Consider the following 18,730-nt stretch of genomic DNA (forward strand, 5'->3'; position numbering starts at 1 on the left):
CGGAGGTGATTGAATTTCCCTATGAAGTCCTCGCAAATCAACATCAGAAACCCCGACGTCGGTGCACTCGCCGACCCCGTGAGGCGCGCTCTTTACCAGGCATTGATACGCAGCCCGGTCCCCCTCACACGCGACCAACTCGTCAAGATGTTGAATCTCGCGCCAAGTACGGCGTCCTTCCATCTTGAGAAACTGGTTAAAGACGGCTTCCTGAAGACCGAAAGCAAGAAGCTCGGATCCCGGACCGGTCCCGGTTCCGGCCGGCCCAGCAAGCTCTACAGCCCGGCACTGGATGAAGTCCAGCTATCGATTCCTGCACGCGAGTACGAGTTGGCAGGGCGTTTGTTGGCCTCGGCAATCGAAACCTCCGCCGAGACCGGAGAACCAGTGGAAATGTCCGTCGCCTCAGCGGCCTACGCTGAAGGTCATCGACGTGGGCTGGTTGCGGGAGATCTCGAAAAGGCTCTGACTGACAACGGTTACGCACCCGAGCGGGACGGGCAAGGTCTGGTCCTATGTAATTGCCCGTTCCGCCGTCTTGCCGCCGACCACACCCAGCTTGTCTGCGGGTTGAGTGCCGCCCTCCTGCAAGGCACCCTGGATGGGTCCAACGACCAGCAACACCGCGTCGCCCCCGCCCCCGACGGCTCCGCCTGCTGCGCCAGGCTCACAACTACAACCGAATAATCGTCCCAGCACGCCGCCGGCGGAAAACCAGCGGTCAGCAGGAGTTGCGGCCCGCGGTCATTTGGTTTTGGCTGCCCGCTGTCGTTTGGCTGGAGTAAAGTCCCGATGGATAACTTCCGCAATTCTGGCCAAACGCACGTTCCAGGTCAACAATGGCTCAATGGGATACCCGGCCAAACCAGCCTCTTCCGTTCTGTACGTATCCGAGCTCGACAGGTCCGTGACCTTTTACCGCGACTTATTCGGATGCGAAGTAACCCTCCGATCGGCGGAGGCTGCCCTTCTGCTGACCACAGAAGGGTTCCAGCTGTACATCATCGAACGCGGCCGGCATGCTCAACGCCATCCGAGCGGCTTGGGATTCCACCTGCTCATGTGGGCAACGGACAACCAGAAAGACCTGGAAAATTTGAAGCAGGCGCTTCAGGAAACCGGCAACTACGTCGACACTCACACCGCTGGCGACGTCACGTTTGTCGAAGGACGCGACCCTGACGGACTGCGCGTTGTCATCACCCACCCCGATCCCGCACAACAACCGCGCTCGGTCTTCGACAGCCACCTATTCCTCTGAGCGCCTAGGAACACCCGGCCTATAGGTCTTTGTCAATAGAAGTGCCATCATGGGGTCATGGTAGCCGTGGACCCCGTTTCACAAGCTCAAGCCAACCTTAAAGAGGCTGAACGACTTTTTAGGCATGCGGAAGTGCAGTTCAAGCTTGGTGAGATACCGAAGGAAAGACTCGATGAACTGGAACGGCTTTGCCATGTTGCTGAAGAGGACCTCCGCCGCACGGTGAAGGTATTCGGACTACCAATTCCGGATGCGGCAAGATGGAGTGGAAACTTCAGGCCTGGCTGAGCAGGATCAAAGACGCAATGAAAACCACAGGCCGCCCCGGCCGCCCGGCCTCACATGCCACCCTGGAAGAACTCACGCCACTAACGTGACAACTCCGGCGGAGTTGCCAGAAAAACGGTGCGGAAGCGAGGCATGAATGAACCGGCAGCGCCACGATCCCGGGCTTTTTGAGGAGTTCAACCGGCGATACCAGTCCGAACTTCGGGCGCCCGAAGCTGCCGATGTCCTTGAACGCCTCCGCGTCCTGGCCGAACACCGGCCACTAACGCTGTTGACGGCGATAAGGGAGCCTGCCATCAGTGAAGCAGCAGTCCTGTGCACCCTGATCAAAGAAGACCGTGAGCCATAAGACCACGGCGCCGGCTGATCCGGCCACCCTCGCTGTCTGGAGGAGAGTCCTTGACTTCCCCCAGGAACCCTCCTATGGTCAGATTACTAACATTTGAAATGTTAGATTTAGAATCCTTCAACGGCTCACATGCTACTTGAAAGGCTGAGCTGCAGGGCCCTTCAAAAGGCCCGGCAGCGGTATCAGGGGAGGCGTCAGATGCCTTTGTCAGACAAAGAGCAGAAACTGCTCGACGAACTGGAACTCGACCTGGTCACCAAGGACCCGCGTCTGGCCGAGGAACTATCTTCCGGGTTGATCGAACGACGATTTGGGGCCACTACCTACTTCGCCGTCATGGCGTGCCTGATCGGCGTTGTGTTGCTCATCGCAGGAATCGCCTCGCAAGTGACGGCAGTCGGCGTCCTGGGCTTCCTCCTGATGGGAATAGGCACCTACCTTCTTGTGGGGAACAGCCCCATCAACCTGGCAGGGCGACCCAAGCCAGGGAAACCATCATCGCCTTGATGCCTCTGCCGACTCCAGAGCGGAGGGGAAACCCGGAATTGGCTGAAGGAGTGTATAAACGTTGGACCTATCAGCGGCCACAGACGGTACGCCGACATACATTGACGCACGGGCGGAACGTCCACTTCTCGCGAAGCCTCCCGGGAACTCACCCCTTCCCTTCTCTTAAGCGAAGACGGGCAGGTTCCCGAGGACGCGTTCCGGGACTCACCTCATATTAATATCAGTGCCATAAGGAGATCATCGTGGTTGCGAACCCAATTCCCGCTTCCAGCAACGGATGGATCAGCCGAGTGCTAGATAGGGCGCGAACAGAACCGACGTACGGGGCGTTTCTGACATTGTTGACCGGCTTCGTTATCCTGCCCATTTTTTTCGGCCTTGACAAGTTCACCAACATCCTCACTGACTGGGAGCGGTACTTGGCTCCATGGCTTGTCGACTTGCTGCCCTTCAGCGCGCATACGGCAATGCTCATCGTAGGTATCGTGGAGATTGCAGCCGGAATCATGATGGCCATCAAGCCGCGCTATGCAGCGTACGTGGTGGCGCTCTGGCTAACGGGCATCATCATCAACCTGCTGACATTTTCTGGTTTTTATGACATTGCCCTCCGTGACTTTGGGCTCCTCGTCGCCGCCCTGGCGCTGGCGCAACTGGCCCGCAGGTATGACCCCAGAAGCAGCCGGCGAGGCTGGCGCCGGGAATCGGGGGCTACAAGAAGCAGTTCTCGAAGGTGACGAACCCACGTGGGGGCCGTCGTGATGAAACTGATAGGCACCTCACCTGCTGTGACTTTGCAGCAGTCCACAGACCGGCAGCATGGCAGACCGATTTTACGGCTGCCGTCGAACGCAACTGTGCCTCCTGCCATCACTGCGTCAACTGAGCGGGTTTAACGACCACTGTTCGATATCCGGTGGCGGCAGGAGACATCCTTGTTATCAAGACTCAAACCGTCTCCGGCGATCCGCTGCCGGGTTTGGCAATAGGGCATTGCCCCATTGCCGGGGGAGTGCGTCTTCCTCACTTTAGGAAGGGCAGTGGTCCTCCAGCGTGTTTGCGTGGAAGAAGCAAAAAAGTGACTCAGGGGAACGAAAGTAGCGCCGATTCAGCCGGGCCGGGAGCGGTGACGCTGGTGCAGGGAACTTCATTCTGTATCTCATCGTTCAACGGGGATATGTCGGGCTGCCTACCGCACGGGGTGTTCTTCGGGGACACCCGATTCATCAGCGACTGGACGCTAAAGGTTCAGGGCTTCCCGGTCGAGGGCTTGTCGTTTACCGTTCCTGAGCCCTTTCGCTGCGTTTTCGTTGGTAGGGCCCGCAGGAATGATCACACCGACTCTTCGCTGCTCATTGACCGGGAACGGACGCTGGGGGCAGCGCTTGTCGAGACGGTGACGGTGCACAACTATTCCAAGAACCCCGTGCGATGCCGGGTTGAGTTGTTGGCCGACTCGGACTTTGCCAGTTTGTTTGAAGTAAAGGAAGGGCGCGTGCAACAGGGGCATTGTTTTCGAAAGTCGGGCAGGGATGCACTAATGCTCGATTCCGGACGCGAAGGTCAGGAACAGTGGATCACTGTGGCGTTTCCCGGTTCCAGGAATGAGGGCGAAGCTCTGGTCCTGGACGTCGTCATTGCGGGGCACGCGCAGTGGTCCGGCACCATCACTGCCACGCCCGTGGTGGATCTTCCCCTTGGCCCCGGGCACAAAGGAGCAGGCGATTCGGGCGAGGATGCCCTGCGCCGCGTCATGGAGTGGCGCAAGTCCATGCCAACAGCAAAGCTGCGGAATGAAGCGGTAGAGCGGGTAATCGAGCGCAGCCAGGAAGATCTAGGTTCGCTCCGAATCTATAACCCCGATCATCCGGACCGGGCGGTGGTGGCCGCCGGCGCACCATGGTTCATGGCCTTGTTTGGAAGGGACAGCCTGCTTGCCTCGTTCATGTCCTTACTCCTGGACCCTTCGCTGGCCAAAGGGACGCTTTTGACGTTGGCGGATCACCAGGGAACGAAGGTCGATCCCGATTCAGAGGAAGAACCCGGCAGGATCCTTCACGAAGTCCGTTTGGGAGCCTCTGCTGGTTTGGCGCTGGGCGGCCACGGAGTGTATTACGGCAGTGTTGATGCAACGCCGCTCTTCGTTATTGTCCTGGCTGAGCTAAGCCGGTGGGGACTCGATGACGAGGCAATGCGCCGGCTTCTTCCTGTAGCAGACAGGGCGTTGGGGTGGATGGAGGACTATGGCGACCTGGACGGTGATGGATTCATCGAATACAAGCGGAAGACAGACAAGGGCTTGCGAAACCAGGGCTGGAAGGACTCCGGCGACGGTATAAATTTCGCAGATGGCACCTTGGCCGAGCCTCCCATCGCACTGTGTGAGGTACAGGGTTACGCTTATGCCGCCTACGTTGGCCGCGCATTATTAGCCAGGGCTGCAGGTGATCCGCAGACCGCTGATTCTTGTATAACGAAGGCATTGAAGCTGAAAAGGGCGTTTAACGACCAGTTCTGGCTGCCCGAGGATGGATATATTGCTGTTGCCCTAGACAGGAATAAGACACCTGTTGACGCTGTGGCCTCGAACATGGCCCACTGCCTGTGGACGGGAATAATTGACGAAGACAAGGCGCCCAGGGTGGCAGAACATTTGCTGTCCCCTGAAATGTTTACCGGATGGGGGATCCGGACGCTGGCGGCCAACATGGGTGCATACAACCCGGCCAGCTACCACAACGGATCAGTATGGCCCCACGACAACGCGATTGCCGCTGCAGGGCTCATGCGGCACGGTTTCGTCGATGAAGCCCGCAAAGTTGCCTATGCCTTACTTGAAGCCGCGGACCGATTCAATGGCAGGCTCCCGGAACTTTTTTGCGGCCTGGACCGATCAAAATACCCTGAACCTGTCCCCTATCCTGCTTCATGTTCACCACAGGCCTGGGCATCGGCGGCACCTGTCCAGCTCATCCGCACGTTGCTGCGTTTTGACCCCGGCCTACCCTGGGACGAAGTATGGCTGGCCCCGACCATGCCGGCAGAGAACACGCACTTTCACTTCGATAACGTTCCATTTTCTGGGGAAGGACGGATCTCGATTCACATCGATGACGGATCGGTCGACGTGCACGGCCTACCCGAGGCTATCCGGTTGCGCCGTGAACCGCGGCCTCCACTCAGCGAACTCCTCAACCTGGCCGGCAATGATGGCCTTGATTGATTCACATCCAGGCGCAGCAGATGGAAACAGATCACCGGTGGTGGGCGAACGTGACCGCCGGTATTCATCGGGGTTCCGGTCGCCCCATGCCATCCCACAGTAGAGAGTCGCAGTGACTCTCAGTCTGCCGGACTAAGCTTGCTCGACGACCCGATTCAGGATGCTCATTCTGTAGCGTGCAAGCAATGGGGGAGTTGATGACAAGCGGAAAAGAGCGAGATCCTTGGAACCGCGAGTATACACAATTGGTCATTCCACTCGTAGCTTTGACGAGGTGATTGCGATGCTGCACTCCAACGATGTGACGCATTTGGTTGACGTGCGTTCGTTTCCATCCTCCCGGAAGTATCCACAGTGGAACCAGTTGGAGATCCAGAAAGCCATGCCCCAGGAGATCGAGTACAGATGGATTCGGGACCTCGGCGGCCGCCGACATACGCCGGCGGGTTCGATCAGTCCGAACGGTGCGTGGAGAATCAAAGCGTTCCGCGACTACGCCGATTACATGGCAACCGCGAATTTCAGCTCCGGACTCGCTGAACTGGTGAGGATCGCGAGTCAGGGGGTGCCTGCGATCATGTGCAGCGAAGCTGTTCCATGGCGATGCCATAGGCGGCTGATTTCTGATGCACTCATTGTCGCAGGCGTAAAGGTCTTCGACATAATGTCCATCTCCGTAACTCGTCAAGCCAGCATGAATGCGTTCGCACGGGTCGAAAACGGCGGGATCACTTACCCGCATCAGGGCGAGGATTAGCCGGGGATGATAGAGAAGATGGGTGAGCCGGGCCGTGCCTGCCGCTACTCGACGAAGATGCGCCCATATAATGAGCCTGAAACGAAACCTCTCGGAGCTGCTTCTAATCCCGTGGTTCGAGCGCTGATAATGAATTCCCAAGTAGCCCTCGGGCAGTCCGTCCCCGTCATGTTGACAGCCACAAGAGTACCTAAGGAGCATCCGTCATCTGAGGGGCGGAACGACACCCGGGATCTACAGATCAGGCAGGGAAGGAACACTGTGTTAAGCGGCTCACCTCAGGTCCGCTACCGGGCCGGACCCATGTCAAAGAGACGTTCCGCGAGTTGAAGCAGGGGTGTCGGTATGTCTGTATCCTTACCGTCGTTGCTGTGACCCAAGAACACTGCGGCCCCCCTAATATCCCCTTCGATATCAACTCCTGCTTCCCTGATCAACACTTCGGCCCGCGGGTTGACGGGGAGAGGGATATGGTCCGCTTCGTCGTTTAGGTAAACGTGCCAATCTCTGTAGCTAATTGCTTCGAAATTTCCTTGCACCAAGACCTGCCTTTTGGCAACGGTCAAAACGATCCCTTCGACGCGTATGGGCTGGGGGAGGGAAGCTGGGATGATGAGCGCGGTACACGCCGCCGTGGTCATGGCTAGCTATTCCTTTCTATTCTTTAGCAGAAACGGGAGGCCTGAGGCCTTGACGAGGATCCTGGGGGTCGAGCTCCCCGACGTGGATGCCTGCGCGGGCCCGACGCCCGTCCGTTTATTTTTAGAGGCCCTTTCTGTGTATCGGCGTAGAGGCTTCCACGTGCTTGGCACGATTTTCAGATCGTTACTCTTCAATAGCTCTTCCTTGCTTCTTTCCGTCTACCACAGAGTGCCCCCTTGTCAGCATTTCCACTCCTTCGTCTTTACGATCAGCCGGTTTATTCCATACGCTCGACGCCGTCTCCGGCAACCTCAATTCACGCATTTTGATCGAGAATTCTCTTAATTTCACGAGGGGATAGCTGGGCCCATTTTGCAAGCAACTCATCTGCCACACCCATTGCCGATGCTGCACGAAGAGCCATATCCAGCTGTAGGACGGCATGATCCATCTCCCACTGACAGCCTTCAACTGCAGCAGCGGCCGCCCACACCTTATTTCTCGGATCCGACCGTGGATCTAGACGGAACCCGCATCGGCACTGCCACACCAGATGCAGATCCCGCACCGGACCGCCCAAAATGGGCGACAAGAAATCCCCTGCCGCAGCCGAGCTCTGCATGGTGAGCTCCATGTCGGCACCGCAATGGCCGGGACGCCTCGCCGGAGGCAGCCCCATCCCCGAGGCCGCCGAAAGTTCCCCGCCCTGGTACAGTTTTTGAATTTTACGATCACTACTAATAAAAAGCATCATATTTTCCTCACAGGCAATCACGCAAAGGAAAATCTCACTCCTCTATTTATAGCTGATATTTTTTTTAAATCCAGTCCTCGGCCTTTCCGCTCACTTGTGGAAAAGCAGAGAGGCCGGTTACTCGAGGTCACATTATACAAGCTAAGGAAAATCACAAAGAGGCAGACAGATGTTTCAACACGCGAAGAACGGTTCCGGGATCACAAGGTTCTCAAGAAACGGGTACTACGAATTAAAGAGCCTCCGCAATACGGATCAAGAGGAGCCGTCTTGCAGGGAGGGTATCGAGCCCCTCCCCCCCCCAATTCGGGATGAGGCGAGGTGGGAGTGAGAACTTCAGACGTGCCTGACCCGAAAATTCCGCCACTGTTTCATACCTTGGTGGACCGTTGGATGAAGGGGCAGTCTCGATGTTTCAGGACGCAGAAGATAGGGCTCACCCCACAGGGTGCAAGGACGAGGGGGATCGCCGCAGACTGCTTGTTATCGGTGGCAGCGATCAGATCGGTGGCAGAGGTGTGCTTGCTTCGGGATGAGGTGGACATCGGTCAAGGCCAGCGGGATTTTGTGCCTCTCCACCGCGGCCGATAATGTGGACGTGCGCAGGATGTTTCGGTAGCCACTCGGCAACTGGAACCGGGAGTTTAGCGACCTTTGTTCATAAGTGGGAGTGGAGTGCGATGCCTCTCTGCTGACACCCATTCGCAAGTCAAGGTTACTGACTACCTACAGGACCAGGGAAGATTCCAGTGGCTCAGTGGCTCAATAGATCGCCGGTCGCTTGAATTTTTACAGCGTCGCACCCGACCGCTGCGTGATTTTCACGTCAGATTAGTGCCTATTCGAAGCACCGATAATGGTGATTCTGTAAATCTGTACCGGCTGGGCCGAGCCGGGAGTAGTTTGTCCGATTGGGTGACTTCCGCTGTGTAGCCGAAGACCCTGCAGGGGGAGTGCAGGGTCTTCGGGATCGCGGGGTTTGTTAGGCGGGTTGGCCGGCGAGGCCGTATGCCTCGTCGTCGGACGCTTGGGGGATTTTCATCTCGAAGGTCTCTGTGATGGAGGTGTAGTCGTGGTATCCCATTCGGGCCAGGGGCCGGATTTTCGGGATGTCGAGTCGGCCGTCGGGGGTGAGGACTTCGTCGTTGATGTGGATCCGTTCGACCTGTGCGAAGACGATGTCGATGGTCCCGACGTTGGAGTTGCCTGTCATTCTGTGTGTTGAGAGGTACTTGCATTCGAAATGAACGGGGCTCTCGGCAACCATGGGTGTGGGGGAGAGCTCGGCGTATCGCTTGCTGATGCCGGCGCGGTCGAACTCGTTTTCCTCGAAAGGCAGTGCCATGGCGCTGATGTTGACGGCCTCACGGAGGTCGTAGGTGGCCATGTTCCAGATGAACCAGCCGGTCTGCTCCGCGTTGAGGACGGTGTCTTTCCGCCGCCCGTCCGGGTATTGGTTGGCGGAGAACATGACCATGGGCGGGTCGAAGGTCAGGTTCTGCCACTGGCTGTAAGGGGCCAGGTTTTCCACGCCGTCCGGGCTGATGCTGGAGAGCCAGCCGATGGGTCGGGGAACGGTGCAGCTCTTGAAGGGCGAGTAGGGAAGGGGGCTGCGCTCGAGCGCGGGGTCGTATTTCACAAGGTCTCCTCAGAGGTGATGGTTGCCGTTGCGGGGACAGCGGTCCCATGCGGCTTTTCTGAAATTGATTCAAAGGTCCTGGCGCGGTTCCGGACGGCGCGGGAGGTGGCGTAGTACAGGCCGCCTGCGACGACGAGGCCAATGAGCCAGGCCACTTCTGCGCCTCCGAGCAGGTTGGCGATGGGGCCGACGTAGAGCGAGCTGTTCATGAACGGGATTTGGATGAGCACTCCGACGGCGTATGCCAGGAAGGCGCCTTTGTTGAAACGGCCGTATTCGCCGTTTCGGAGGAAGAGTTGGGCGATGCTGTAGCGCTCCTTGCGGACCCAGTAGTAATCGACGAGGTTGATGGCCGACCAGGGGGTCATGAAGTAGAGCAGGAACAACAGAAAGTTAGTGAAGTTGGTCAGGAAGTTGTTGGTGGCCGCCAACGCGATGGCCAGTGAAACGACCGAGATCGCTATGACGTAGAGCGAGCGTTGACGGGGGCTGACCCGGTCTTGGCCGGTGAGGCTGGTGATGATCGTGGCGAGTGACATGTAGCCGCCGTAGGAGCTGAGGGTGTTGCCGGTGAGCTTGCCCAGGATCACGGCGAGCAGGACCAGCGGCCAGATGGCGCCGCCGAGCCCGGCGAGGTAGCCGACCTGGTCGTGACCGAAGGCTTTGCCGCCCAGGGCCGCGGCGAGAGCGCCCAGGGTCATGGCCAGGGAGCCGCCCAGGACGCTGCCCAGGAAGGTCCAGCCGATCGTGGCGCGCTTGGGGGTGTCCTCGGGTAGGTACCTCGAGTAGTCCGCAATATACGGTCCGAAGGTCAGCTGCCATGAGGCCGAGAGGGAGATGCCCAGGACGAACGCGGCCCCATCGAACGCGTTGGTCTCCACGACTGGGCCGATGTTCCCGTCGGCGATGATGCGGACGAGGAGGATGACGAACACGACGGCACTCAGGACGGCGGCGATGTGCGAAAACTTGTGGATGTAGCCGTAGCCGATGATGGCCAGTGTCGCCGACATGAGTGCGAAGACCATGGCGCCCACCTGCGGCGGGACGTGGAGCAGGGTGCCGATCGCCTGGCCGCCAAGGACCAGGCCCGTGGCGTAGAAGCCGACGTAAATCATCAGGGCCAGGACCAGCGGCAGGATCGCCCCGAAGTAGCCGAATTGCGCCCGGCTCTGGATCATCTGTGGCACACCGAGTTTGGGGCCCTGGGCGGAGTGCAGGGCGGTGAAAAACCCGCCTACCGCGTTGCCCAGGATGATGGCCGGGATCGACCAGAGAGCGCTGTTGCCCAAGATGACAAACAGGGCACCTGTTACGACTGCGGTGATGGATGTGTTGGCAGCGAACCATACGAAGAGCAGGCTCCTGGGCTTGCCATGGCGCTCTTCAGGTGGGATGTAGTCGATGGAACGCCGTTCGACGGTAAGGGTCTTCGCCATTGCAGACCTCAAATCTGTTGAAAGTGGGAAGGGGAGGTGAAGCCAGTCACACCAGTATGCGACCGATATACCGGTTGTGCAAGGGGTTCGGCTAAAGTGGGAGCATGATGCAGCAAGGAAAAGCCGCCCAAGCCTACGAGGAGATTGAACGCCTCATCGTCTTCCAGGAACTTACTCCCGGCTCACTTGTCTCCGAGGCGGTCCTGATGGAGAAGACCGGCTTGGGCCGGACCCCGGTGCGGGAGGCCCTGCAGCAGTTGGCCCGGAACCGGCTCGTGGAGATCCACCCCAACAAAGGCGTACTCGTCCCACCCGCCTCGGTAGAAGCCCAGTTAAGGATGCTCGAACTCCGGCGGGTACTCGAAGCCCTGGCGGTGCGTCTGGCCTGTGAAGCCGCAACCAGCCTTGAGCGCAACGCAATGCAGGAAATGGTTCAGCTGCTCGAGGCAGACCGCTTCACGCTCAGGCAGTACCTGGACACAGTCAAGGAAACCCACCAGATGATCGTCGCCGCGAGCCATAACGAATACCTCGCCGACGCCATGGCCCCCCTCCAAGGACTCTCGCGCCGATTCTGGATCACCCACGTCCGGGACGAACAAGCCGAAGTCAGCCAGGGATCACGCCTACACGCCCAAATCCTCCGCGCCATCCTCAACAGCGAAACAGAGGACGCCGAAAAAGCAAGCCATGCCCTCAACGACTACCTCGTAGAGTTCGCCTACCGAACTGTGCGCGCACGCGTGGAAAGCCGCTAGCCAGCACCAGCCTTCGATGGCAGAGGTCGGGGAAGCCTGGCGAAACGCTCGAAAGCACCACTCTTAGGGCTCCTCCCGGGCCGATTTGCGAACGCCGATAATTGACCTTTCGTCAAGCTAACGGCCGAGGCTGGGGGAAGGGGCCTGCCTCCTACGGCGGGGCCGTGAGGCCTGTAAAAATGGGTGCCATGGACAACTCAGAGGCGAGACCGGGTATTGGACATGGACAAGGCTCCGTCCTGGAGGTTCGCGTGGCCCTCGTCGACATAGTAGTTGATCCAGAGTGCAGTTCTCCTCGGGCCTGTCACCCGGTTCTTCACACTGCTGCCTTGGAAGCCACTGCGGGACTTCCGGAAATTCACCGTCGACCGGCCGCAGCGGCGCGAACGGGTCGCTTGTTACAAACCTGTGCAGGTGCGCGTCCTCCCAGCCAAATGCTGCCTGCAGGACCTGATGTACCTGGCTTAGAGTCAGGTAGCCCCGGAGCTCGAATCGACGCCAAATCCCAGGCACGCCGCACTGGGGTCGGGTGAAGCGTTCTACGAATACGACTTCGGTGACAGCTGGCTTCACCGGCTCGAGCTGGTTTCGCGCCGGCCAGTAGACGACGACATTCCGCCGGCCCGCTTGATCGACGGCGCCCGGCGCGGCCCGCTGGAAGATTCCGGAGGTTTGCCGGGTTACGAGGACATCATGGATGCCTTGGCCGATCCGTCGCATCCTTACCACAACGAACACTCCGCATGGGTGGCTGACATGACCGGATCTGCCGAACCATTCGACCCAGCCTTCCTGGACATCTCTGCCATAAACCGAGCACTGGCAGAGCAGTTCTGACCTCCCGTGTCCCCAGGAAAAATTGCCAGGAACGACAGCAACACGACACCTTCTGGAGGCACTCCCCTGCCTGTTTTCGACAGCCGATAACCGACGTTACGTAAAGCTGAAGCTACCTCGCCGCCAGCAGCCAAGAGCCGGAAGCATCTACCGCTTCCCGTATTTACGGTGGACGGCCTGCTTGCTCACGCCCAGGCACAGGGCGATGGCTTCCCAGGAGAGGCCGGCCTGCCGGGCTTTCCGGACCAGGGACGCTTCCGCGCGCCCGACTTCCTTTTGCAGCTGGGCGACTGCCTGCAGTGCTTCAGCCGGTCCTTTCCCGTCCATGGATGCAACCAAAGTTTTCATCTGCTCCACCTCCATGCGTCAACATTAGTTGACGCATGGAAGTTGGGTCAACATGTGTTGACGACATGCGGCGAGCCGACGCCGTCTCGTGAAAGCGAGTGCGCCCGCACCCGAGAGCGGGTGATCACTTCTACCGGATGCCGAGGGACACCTTGCGCCGGCAAGCGGTCCCACGAGAAACTCGAGGAACGCATGCTGAATTGATGAAAATTTGGACGGCGGGATCTACCAGGGAAAACGAAGGCAACGATGCCTCGTGCCCCTCTGGCGGCAACGGTGCCGCCTCAAGATCCCGCAGACGAAAGGATCGCAATGGCAGGAATGTTCGAACTATTTATCGACGCAGAATCAGCGTTCAGGTTCCGGCTGACAGCACCCGACGGAACCGTTATGGCAGTGTCCAAGCCCTTCGATACCAAGACCGACGCCGTTGCCGGCATCGCCGCTGTACGCGAATACGCCGGCATGGGACTGATCGCCGACCACAGCACAACAGCCGCCAAAGCGGCACCGCCCCCCATCTTGAATGATCCCGGCAGTCGCGCTGACCCTTCTCCGCGAATGCCAAAGATCGACTTCCACGCCCGCGCCCGGGCTGTCCGCCGGGCCGTCTCCGGCCCCCGCTGGGCCGGAGCAGTCCACAACCTTTCCTGAACGGCGTGGGAGGAGGGTTTCGCCCCATGGAGCCAGCCAAAGGCTCCTAACACGAACCCCTACGTCTTCGTCATCCTGTACCGCTCGATCTGCCGCAGCCGCCGCAGGAGGCTGTCGCGCCGGGGGTGCGGAACGGCGTCGGCCGGTTCAGCGGTGAGGTCGATGTGCTTGGTGCCGTACTGCCACAGCAGGAGGTCGTCCATCAGCCGGTCGGGGCCGGGGGAGTAGCGGTGGTCCAGGGCCTTGCGGACCTCGGTGATGCGGTTGGCGCTGAGCAGGCCCGCCAGTTGCACGGTCTGGTTGAGGCCGTGGGCGGCCAGGAGTTCCGCGGCCCAGCCCCAGTCGTCGTCCACTTTCCGGTCAACGTGCGGGAGCAGGGTCCGCCAGACGTCGCGGATCCGGTTCGGGGTGAGGGCTGCCGCGCCTTCCCCGTCCATGTCCCAGAAGCTGCGGACTTCCTCGTACCGTTCATGCAGGTCCGCGAAAGCCGTCTCCACGGTCTCCAGCATGGCGGCGGTGGCCGTGAATTGCCGGTCGAAGTGCGGTGTCCACGCGCGCGGATCCTCGGCCTTGAATCTGATGTCATGCTCAATCTCGCTCCACGCATGGGCGAAGATGGTACGGATCTGGCACTCGAAGAAGTAGCTGCCGTTGGGCACGGCGTCCGGATTGAAGACCTGCTGGTACTCCTTGACGGCCTCGTTCTGGATGGTCCGCAGGATCAGGTGCCGGCTGGAGTATCCATAGGTGCCGGATTCGATGGAGCCGATGTCCTTCTCCCGGTCGCCACGGCAGTCGAAGAGTTGCCGCTGGCGCTTGATGATGTTGGCCACCACGGCGTTCTCCGCCGGGAGCTTGGTGATCACCCGGATGCCCACCATGTCATTGAGCGTCCGGAACGGGTCCGGGAACTTGAGCAGCCGCGGGCCGCCGGGCTCCAGGGGCTCTTCGGTCCGAGAGATCTTTTCCTTGAAGGACTCCACGGTCTTGGTGCGGCCGCTGACGAACAGCGGCGTCACCTCGGTACCCTTGAGCATGTCACGAAGGGTGAGGAGGACGTCCCGGGTGATGAGCTTCAGGGCAGGGCGGACGCGCTCATAGATCTCCACATTGTGCTGTACCGACTCACGCTGCGACGCGTCCAGACTCTCCCAGTTACTCGGCATAATCCCAGCTTACGGCCGGGGTCCGACAGGAACCCGCCGGCGCCGCTACGTTTCGCCTGCCGACGTGGAGCCGCGCACCACCAGGGAACTTTCCAGGACCAGTTCCTCCTGCTCCAACGCCCGCCCTTCCATCAGCCGGCGCAGCTGTTCACCAGCCTTCAGCCCCAGGCTTGCCGCCGGCAGGTGCACGCTGGTCAGGCCCGGGCTGCTGGTCGCCGAATACGGCAGGTCATCGAACCCCGCCACGGCCAGCTCCGCGGGAATGCGCACCCCGGCCACACGGGCTTCCTGCAGCACCCCGTACGCATGGGTGTCCGTGGCGCAGACGACGGCGGTCACCCCCGCGCGCTGCCAGTCCGGCCACGCGTCGGCGAAGACAGCCGCGGCAGCACCCACATCGATGGTGGTAGCGGGCATATGGTCCGGATCCACGGTCATGCCCAGTGATGCGGCTTCGGCCAGGAAGGCCTCCCGGCGGATGGTGAACGTGGCGGTTCCGGTAACGCTGTCGAGGTAGGCCACGCGCCGGTGGCCCGCCCCGGCAAGGTGCGCGGCCAGCTCCCGCGCACCCTGGGCGACGTCAAGGTTCACGGCCGGCGCAAATGACTCCAGGCCGGGAGCATCCAGCAGGACCAGGGGGCCGGCCACCGAAAGGTCCGCCAGGAACCCGGCATTCGGGGCATCAACCAAAAGCCCTGCCGGCCGCAGCGACATCAGCTTCCGGACGTCCGCAGCCTTGGGAAATTCACCTGAGTCCGTGACCGAGAGGAGCAGCTGGTAATTGGGCCCCAGCGATTCCCGGACCCCGCTGATCACCTTGGCGAAGAATGGGTTGGAGATATCCGGTGCCACCAGGATCACGATCGAACTGACGCCCTTGGCCAGCGAGCTGCCGATGCCATCCACCACGTAGCCAAGCTCGGCAATTGCCTCCTGCACCCGGGAAATGTTGTCCTCGGAGACCCGGCCGGCCGTCTTGCCGTTGGCCACCAGCGACACCGTGGCAACCGAAACACCGGCCCGCGCGGCCACCATGGCCGCCGTCACCCTCCGGGGCCGCGCCCGCTGTTGAACCTGTTCCCCGGAATCCATACCTCGATCGTAGTGCGACCCGGTGCCGGCAGCTGATCGGGCCGCTTGCCATGGACGCGCCGTCGCGGTATGGCGCCGTTCCCGCTACAGGGTCCTCGCAACCAACGCAGCCTGCAGGCGGGATTCCACCTGCAGCTTTGCCAATACGTTCGAAACGTGGGTCTTGACCGTTGCTTCCGAGATGGACAGGTGGCGTGCGATGCGGGCATTGCTGAGGCCATCGCCCAGGCAGTCCAGCACCTCCCGTTCCCGGGCGGTCAGCTCACCGGCCGGCGCTGCCGGGGTGGGTGCCGCCGCTGCTCCATTGATGGCCGCCGACACCAGCTTCCCGGCCACTTCGGGGGCGATCACAGTCCCGCCGTCGTGGACGCGGCCCAGCGCATGGAGTATTTCTGCGGGTTCAGCGGTCTTCAACAGGAAGCCGGCGGCGCCGGCGGACAGCATGCCAAAAAGATAGGAATCGTGGTCAAAGCCAAGACTTTCGACAACCCGGCAGAGACTATTTCGGCAGTAGCCGACACTCCATCCCTCACCGGCATCCGCACGTCCATCAGGACGATGTCCGGCCGGAGGGTCCGGGCCATGGCGACGGCGGTGGCACCATCACCTGCCTCGCCGACCACATCGAACCCGCGTGCCCCGTGGAGCACCATCCTGATCCCCACACGGATGGCGGCATGGTCGTCCGCGAGCAATACCGAGATTCGTCCGCTCATGGTGCCTCGTTCTCCACCGTGCCCGTGCCGTTTGTCGGAAGGAACGCCTCTACTCTCCAGCCGTGGCCTTCAGGGCCGGCGATCGCATACCCGCCCAGCTGCTCAGCCCGGGCCTTCATGCTGGGCAGTCCCGTCCCTGTTCCGGCCGTGTATCCCCGCGGTTCCTCGGTGCCGCCATCGTCAGCAACCCTCAGCCGGATGCCGGAAGGAACTTCCTCAAGGCTGGCCCGGACGCTGGCTCCCGCGGCATGCCGCCCGGCGTTGACCAGTGATTCGGCAATCAACCGGTGGATGGCAGCCTGCGTGCCGCCGGGAAGGTCCTCGCCTCCGCCGGGGAGGGTGTTGTTCCATTCGAGGTCCATCCCGGCAGCGCGATGGCCGGCAATGACGGCGTCCAAATCCCCGACATCGCCGGCCAGGGCCCGCGGCTCCCCGGCGTTCAACATCCGGATCATGGCGTTCAGGTCGCGCAGCCCCGCTACGCTTTCGCGGCGCACGTGGGCCAGGACCTCCCGGTCCAATGCCGGGTCCGCGGTGTTCAGCGCAGCAGCCGACTGCAACGCGATCGCGGACAGCCTGGACGAAAGGACGTCGTGAAGCTCACGCGCCATCTCCTGCCGCGCGCCGGCGAGCTCAAGTTCGTGCTCACGGGCCGCCAGCCGTGCCTGGTCGCGTGCCGCGCCCCGGATTGCAGCGGCACGCGCCCCCTCGCTGACGGCCAGTTCCCTGGCCTTGCGGACATTCCCTGCCCATTCGGCCGGCAGCAGCAGCACCATGGCACCGGCGAGCAGCGCTACAACGCCATCGGCGAAGGACCCACCTGCCAGCCATGCCGCCGCCCCTCCGGCCGCGCACAGGAGAAGGACCGCCACCTCCGCCGTCTTGGCCGCTTTCGCGGTGCCGAACAACACCAGTGAGAAGACGGCTTCGAACAGCAGGAAGAACCCGCCGGCCGCCCCCGCCAGCAGGAGCGCCACCGCTGCGAGGAGGGAAACCGGAACCATTACCCGGGTGGTGCTCCGGCGCAGCACCACAACGGCGGATCCGGCCAGCGCCAGCGCGGGCCACCATGGCTCCAGCGAAGGGACTGCCGGGGCGCCGGTAGCGGTAATGCCCAGTGAGTGCAGCAGCCAGGTGAGCCCCGCGTAAGCCAGGGCCAGGACCACGTCCTCACGGCGGATGGTGCCCGGTGTTGAATGCATGGTCCCATCCTGCCGCAGAGGGGAGCGCCGGCCTGTCTCAAGCGCAGTTTCTGCGACTAAAGGATGAGTCCGCCCTCCCCCCGATGCCTGACGCGCCAGGAGGCAGGTTGGCGAAGACTCTTCCTGTGACTGCAGAACTCCTGGCCCAGTTGGCCATCCTCGCCCTGATCGACAGCACCAGCATCGGCACGCTGGTGATTCCCGTGTGGCTGCTCCTGCGCCGGGACTCCGGGGGGCGGGCAGCCGTCACCGGAAAGGCGGCGGCCTACCTCGCAGCCATCGGGCTCTTCTACTTCCTGCTCGGACTTGGCCTGCTGACAGGTGTGGCCGGGGCCGCCGGGGCGTGGGGTGCGGACCTCGGGGCCCTCGGCGGGTTGCCTGCGGTGCAGTGGGGAATGCTGGTGGCGGGCGGCGGCTTGCTGGCGTGGGCCGTATTGGGAGGAAGGCCCGGGCGCGGGGTTTCCACGGCGACGGAGCCGCCCTTTCCAAGCAGGATGACCGGTTCCCCGGACACTGCACGCCTCCAGGGCCGCGGCGCCCGTGCCGAGCGGTCCAGCGGGGTGGCCGCTGCGCAGGAGCCCGGGCCATCACCGGTCGAGGCCCGGTGGCAGCGGAGGATCGGCCGTGCAGTGGGTACCCCCGGCGGACTGCTGGGCCTGGCGCTGCTCGCGGGATTGCTCGAGGTGCCCACCATGCTGCCGTATGTCGGCGCAATTGGGCTGCTGACGACCTCCAGTGCTGGCTGGGCCCTTTCCGCTGCCCTGCTTGGCGCCTACTGCCTGGTGATGCTGCTGCCTGCCGGGCTCCTGGTGGCCGGCAGGCTTGCCCTTGGCAGCGTGCTGGATGCCCCGCTGGCGCGCCTTGGCGCGTGGCTGTCGCGTGGCCGGAGAGGCGGTGCTGTGGGTGGCAGGCATTGTGGGGTTCCTGATGCTCCGGGCCGCACTGGCGGCACTCTTCCCGGATGCGGCCTGGAATCCCTTCGGTTAGGCAGCCGCTGGGCCAGTCAGCAGCCGCAAGGCATCAAGCGTTTGACGTGGGCAAACGCCATCGCCACGTTAAGCGCTTGACGCAGACCACAAAACGGTGCCATGATCA

23 protein-coding genes are annotated in these 18,730 nt (G+C 61.6%); 12 read left to right on the plus strand and 11 right to left on the minus strand.

Annotated elements, in window-relative coordinates; genetic code table 11:
* The first annotated feature begins 21 nt into the window (after positions 1 to 21).
* From AC4EEV_RS11970 to AC4EEV_RS12005, 8 genes are all read left to right on the plus strand, one after another.
* Complete coding sequence (locus AC4EEV_RS11970; protein WP_476741541.1) at positions 22 to 687, plus strand: helix-turn-helix transcriptional regulator; 666 nt, start codon at positions 22 to 24, stop codon at positions 685 to 687.
* A 160-nt stretch (positions 688 to 847) separates the two neighbouring features.
* Positions 848 to 1,261: a VOC family protein gene (locus AC4EEV_RS11975; protein ID WP_491329037.1), complete on the plus strand. Its 414-nt coding sequence runs from the start codon at positions 848 to 850 to the stop codon at positions 1,259 to 1,261.
* Between the two features lie 57 nt (positions 1,262 to 1,318).
* Positions 1,319 to 1,549 carry a hypothetical protein gene (locus AC4EEV_RS11980; RefSeq protein ID WP_476741543.1) on the plus strand — a complete coding sequence of 77 codons (231 nt, stop codon included), beginning with the start codon at positions 1,319 to 1,321 and terminating at the stop codon, positions 1,547 to 1,549.
* Between the two features lie 136 nt (positions 1,550 to 1,685).
* Positions 1,686 to 1,898, plus strand: a complete 213-nt coding sequence (locus AC4EEV_RS11985) for a DUF488 family protein, N3 subclade (protein WP_491329038.1) — start codon at positions 1,686 to 1,688, stop codon at positions 1,896 to 1,898.
* A 198-nt stretch (positions 1,899 to 2,096) separates the two neighbouring features.
* On the plus strand, positions 2,097 to 2,405 hold the full coding sequence (locus AC4EEV_RS11990) for a DUF3040 domain-containing protein (RefSeq protein WP_491329039.1): 309 nt from the start codon (positions 2,097 to 2,099) through the stop codon (positions 2,403 to 2,405).
* A 245-nt stretch (positions 2,406 to 2,650) separates the two neighbouring features.
* Complete coding sequence (locus AC4EEV_RS11995; protein WP_491329040.1) at positions 2,651 to 3,145, plus strand: hypothetical protein; 495 nt, start codon at positions 2,651 to 2,653, stop codon at positions 3,143 to 3,145.
* Between the two features lie 341 nt (positions 3,146 to 3,486).
* Complete coding sequence (locus AC4EEV_RS12000) at positions 3,487 to 5,631, plus strand: amylo-alpha-1,6-glucosidase (RefSeq protein WP_491329041.1); 2,145 nt, start codon at positions 3,487 to 3,489, stop codon at positions 5,629 to 5,631.
* Between the two features lie 283 nt (positions 5,632 to 5,914).
* Entirely contained in the window at positions 5,915 to 6,388 is a 474-nt protein-coding gene (locus AC4EEV_RS12005; protein WP_491329042.1) for a DUF488 domain-containing protein, read from the plus strand.
* A 287-nt stretch (positions 6,389 to 6,675) separates the two neighbouring features.
* On the opposite strand, the gene AC4EEV_RS12010 is transcribed toward AC4EEV_RS12005, so the two are convergent.
* From AC4EEV_RS12010 to AC4EEV_RS12025, 4 genes are all read right to left on the minus strand, one after another.
* Positions 6,676 to 7,029 carry a DUF3846 domain-containing protein gene (locus AC4EEV_RS12010; protein ID WP_491329043.1) on the minus strand — a complete coding sequence of 118 codons (354 nt, stop codon included), beginning with the start codon at positions 7,027 to 7,029 and terminating at the stop codon, positions 6,676 to 6,678.
* Between the two features lie 317 nt (positions 7,030 to 7,346).
* Positions 7,347 to 7,784 (minus strand): hypothetical protein, encoded by a 438-nt coding sequence (locus tag AC4EEV_RS12015; RefSeq protein WP_476741549.1) that lies wholly within the window; start codon positions 7,782 to 7,784, stop codon positions 7,347 to 7,349.
* Positions 7,785 to 8,766: 982 nt separating this feature from the next.
* A complete protein-coding gene (locus AC4EEV_RS12020) occupies positions 8,767 to 9,423 on the minus strand; it encodes a flavin reductase family protein (RefSeq protein WP_476741550.1) in 657 nt (218 codons plus the stop codon).
* The gene (locus tag AC4EEV_RS12025; protein WP_491329044.1) at positions 9,420 to 10,862 is read right to left on the minus strand and encodes a purine-cytosine permease family protein; all 1,443 of its coding nucleotides are present in this window, start codon (positions 10,860 to 10,862) and stop codon (positions 9,420 to 9,422) included. Before AC4EEV_RS12025 ends, AC4EEV_RS12020 begins: the two co-directional genes overlap by 4 nt.
* 104 nt (positions 10,863 to 10,966) lie before the next feature.
* Between AC4EEV_RS12025 and AC4EEV_RS12030 the strand changes: the two genes are divergently transcribed.
* A complete protein-coding gene (locus AC4EEV_RS12030) occupies positions 10,967 to 11,620 on the plus strand; it encodes a GntR family transcriptional regulator (RefSeq protein WP_133832764.1) in 654 nt (217 codons plus the stop codon).
* Between the two features lie 117 nt (positions 11,621 to 11,737).
* Here AC4EEV_RS12030 and AC4EEV_RS12035 read toward each other — a convergent pair whose 3' ends face one another.
* Complete coding sequence (locus AC4EEV_RS12035) at positions 11,738 to 12,193, minus strand: IS1096 element passenger TnpR family protein (protein ID WP_491330877.1); 456 nt, start codon at positions 12,191 to 12,193, stop codon at positions 11,738 to 11,740.
* Between the two features lie 9 nt (positions 12,194 to 12,202).
* Here AC4EEV_RS12035 and AC4EEV_RS12040 point away from each other — a divergent pair, with 9 nt between their 5' ends.
* The gene (locus AC4EEV_RS12040) at positions 12,203 to 12,457 is read left to right on the plus strand and encodes an IS1096 element passenger TnpR family protein (RefSeq protein ID WP_491330878.1); all 255 of its coding nucleotides are present in this window, start codon (positions 12,203 to 12,205) and stop codon (positions 12,455 to 12,457) included.
* Positions 12,458 to 12,604: 147 nt separating this feature from the next.
* Here AC4EEV_RS12040 and AC4EEV_RS12045 read toward each other — a convergent pair whose 3' ends face one another.
* Positions 12,605 to 12,820 (minus strand): transcriptional regulator, encoded by a 216-nt coding sequence (locus tag AC4EEV_RS12045; protein ID WP_109044167.1) that lies wholly within the window; start codon positions 12,818 to 12,820, stop codon positions 12,605 to 12,607.
* A gap of 297 nt (positions 12,821 to 13,117) precedes the next feature.
* Between AC4EEV_RS12045 and AC4EEV_RS12050 the strand changes: the two genes are divergently transcribed.
* Positions 13,118 to 13,459, plus strand: a complete 342-nt coding sequence (locus AC4EEV_RS12050) for a YegP family protein (RefSeq protein ID WP_133831371.1) — start codon at positions 13,118 to 13,120, stop codon at positions 13,457 to 13,459.
* 59 nt (positions 13,460 to 13,518) lie between these two features.
* Here AC4EEV_RS12050 and AC4EEV_RS12055 read toward each other — a convergent pair whose 3' ends face one another.
* The 5 genes from AC4EEV_RS12055 to AC4EEV_RS12075 all read right to left on the minus strand — a co-directional run bounded on the left by AC4EEV_RS12055 (position 13,519) and on the right by AC4EEV_RS12075 (position 17,635).
* A complete protein-coding gene (locus AC4EEV_RS12055; protein WP_026264859.1) occupies positions 13,519 to 14,625 on the minus strand; it encodes a GTP pyrophosphokinase in 1,107 nt (368 codons plus the stop codon).
* 45 nt (positions 14,626 to 14,670) lie between these two features.
* Complete coding sequence (locus AC4EEV_RS12060) at positions 14,671 to 15,660, minus strand: LacI family DNA-binding transcriptional regulator (RefSeq protein WP_491330879.1); 990 nt, start codon at positions 15,658 to 15,660, stop codon at positions 14,671 to 14,673.
* A gap of 141 nt (positions 15,661 to 15,801) precedes the next feature.
* On the minus strand, positions 15,802 to 16,161 hold the full coding sequence (locus AC4EEV_RS12065; protein ID WP_491329045.1) for a LuxR C-terminal-related transcriptional regulator: 360 nt from the start codon (positions 16,159 to 16,161) through the stop codon (positions 15,802 to 15,804).
* Positions 16,128 to 16,433 carry a response regulator gene (locus AC4EEV_RS12070; protein ID WP_491329046.1) on the minus strand — a complete coding sequence of 102 codons (306 nt, stop codon included), beginning with the start codon at positions 16,431 to 16,433 and terminating at the stop codon, positions 16,128 to 16,130. The genes AC4EEV_RS12065 and AC4EEV_RS12070 overlap by 34 nt, the downstream gene beginning before the upstream one ends.
* Positions 16,430 to 17,635: a sensor histidine kinase gene (locus AC4EEV_RS12075; RefSeq protein WP_491329047.1), complete on the minus strand. Its 1,206-nt coding sequence runs from the start codon at positions 17,633 to 17,635 to the stop codon at positions 16,430 to 16,432. Before AC4EEV_RS12075 ends, AC4EEV_RS12070 begins: the two co-directional genes overlap by 4 nt.
* 125 nt (positions 17,636 to 17,760) lie before the next feature.
* Here AC4EEV_RS12075 and AC4EEV_RS12080 point away from each other — a divergent pair, with 125 nt between their 5' ends.
* Entirely contained in the window at positions 17,761 to 18,702 is a 942-nt protein-coding gene (locus AC4EEV_RS12080) for a GAP family protein (protein ID WP_491329048.1), read from the plus strand.
* Positions 18,703 to 18,730 lie beyond the last annotated feature (28 nt).

It is taken from the genome of Pseudarthrobacter sp. MOO14, from assembly GCF_058267675.1.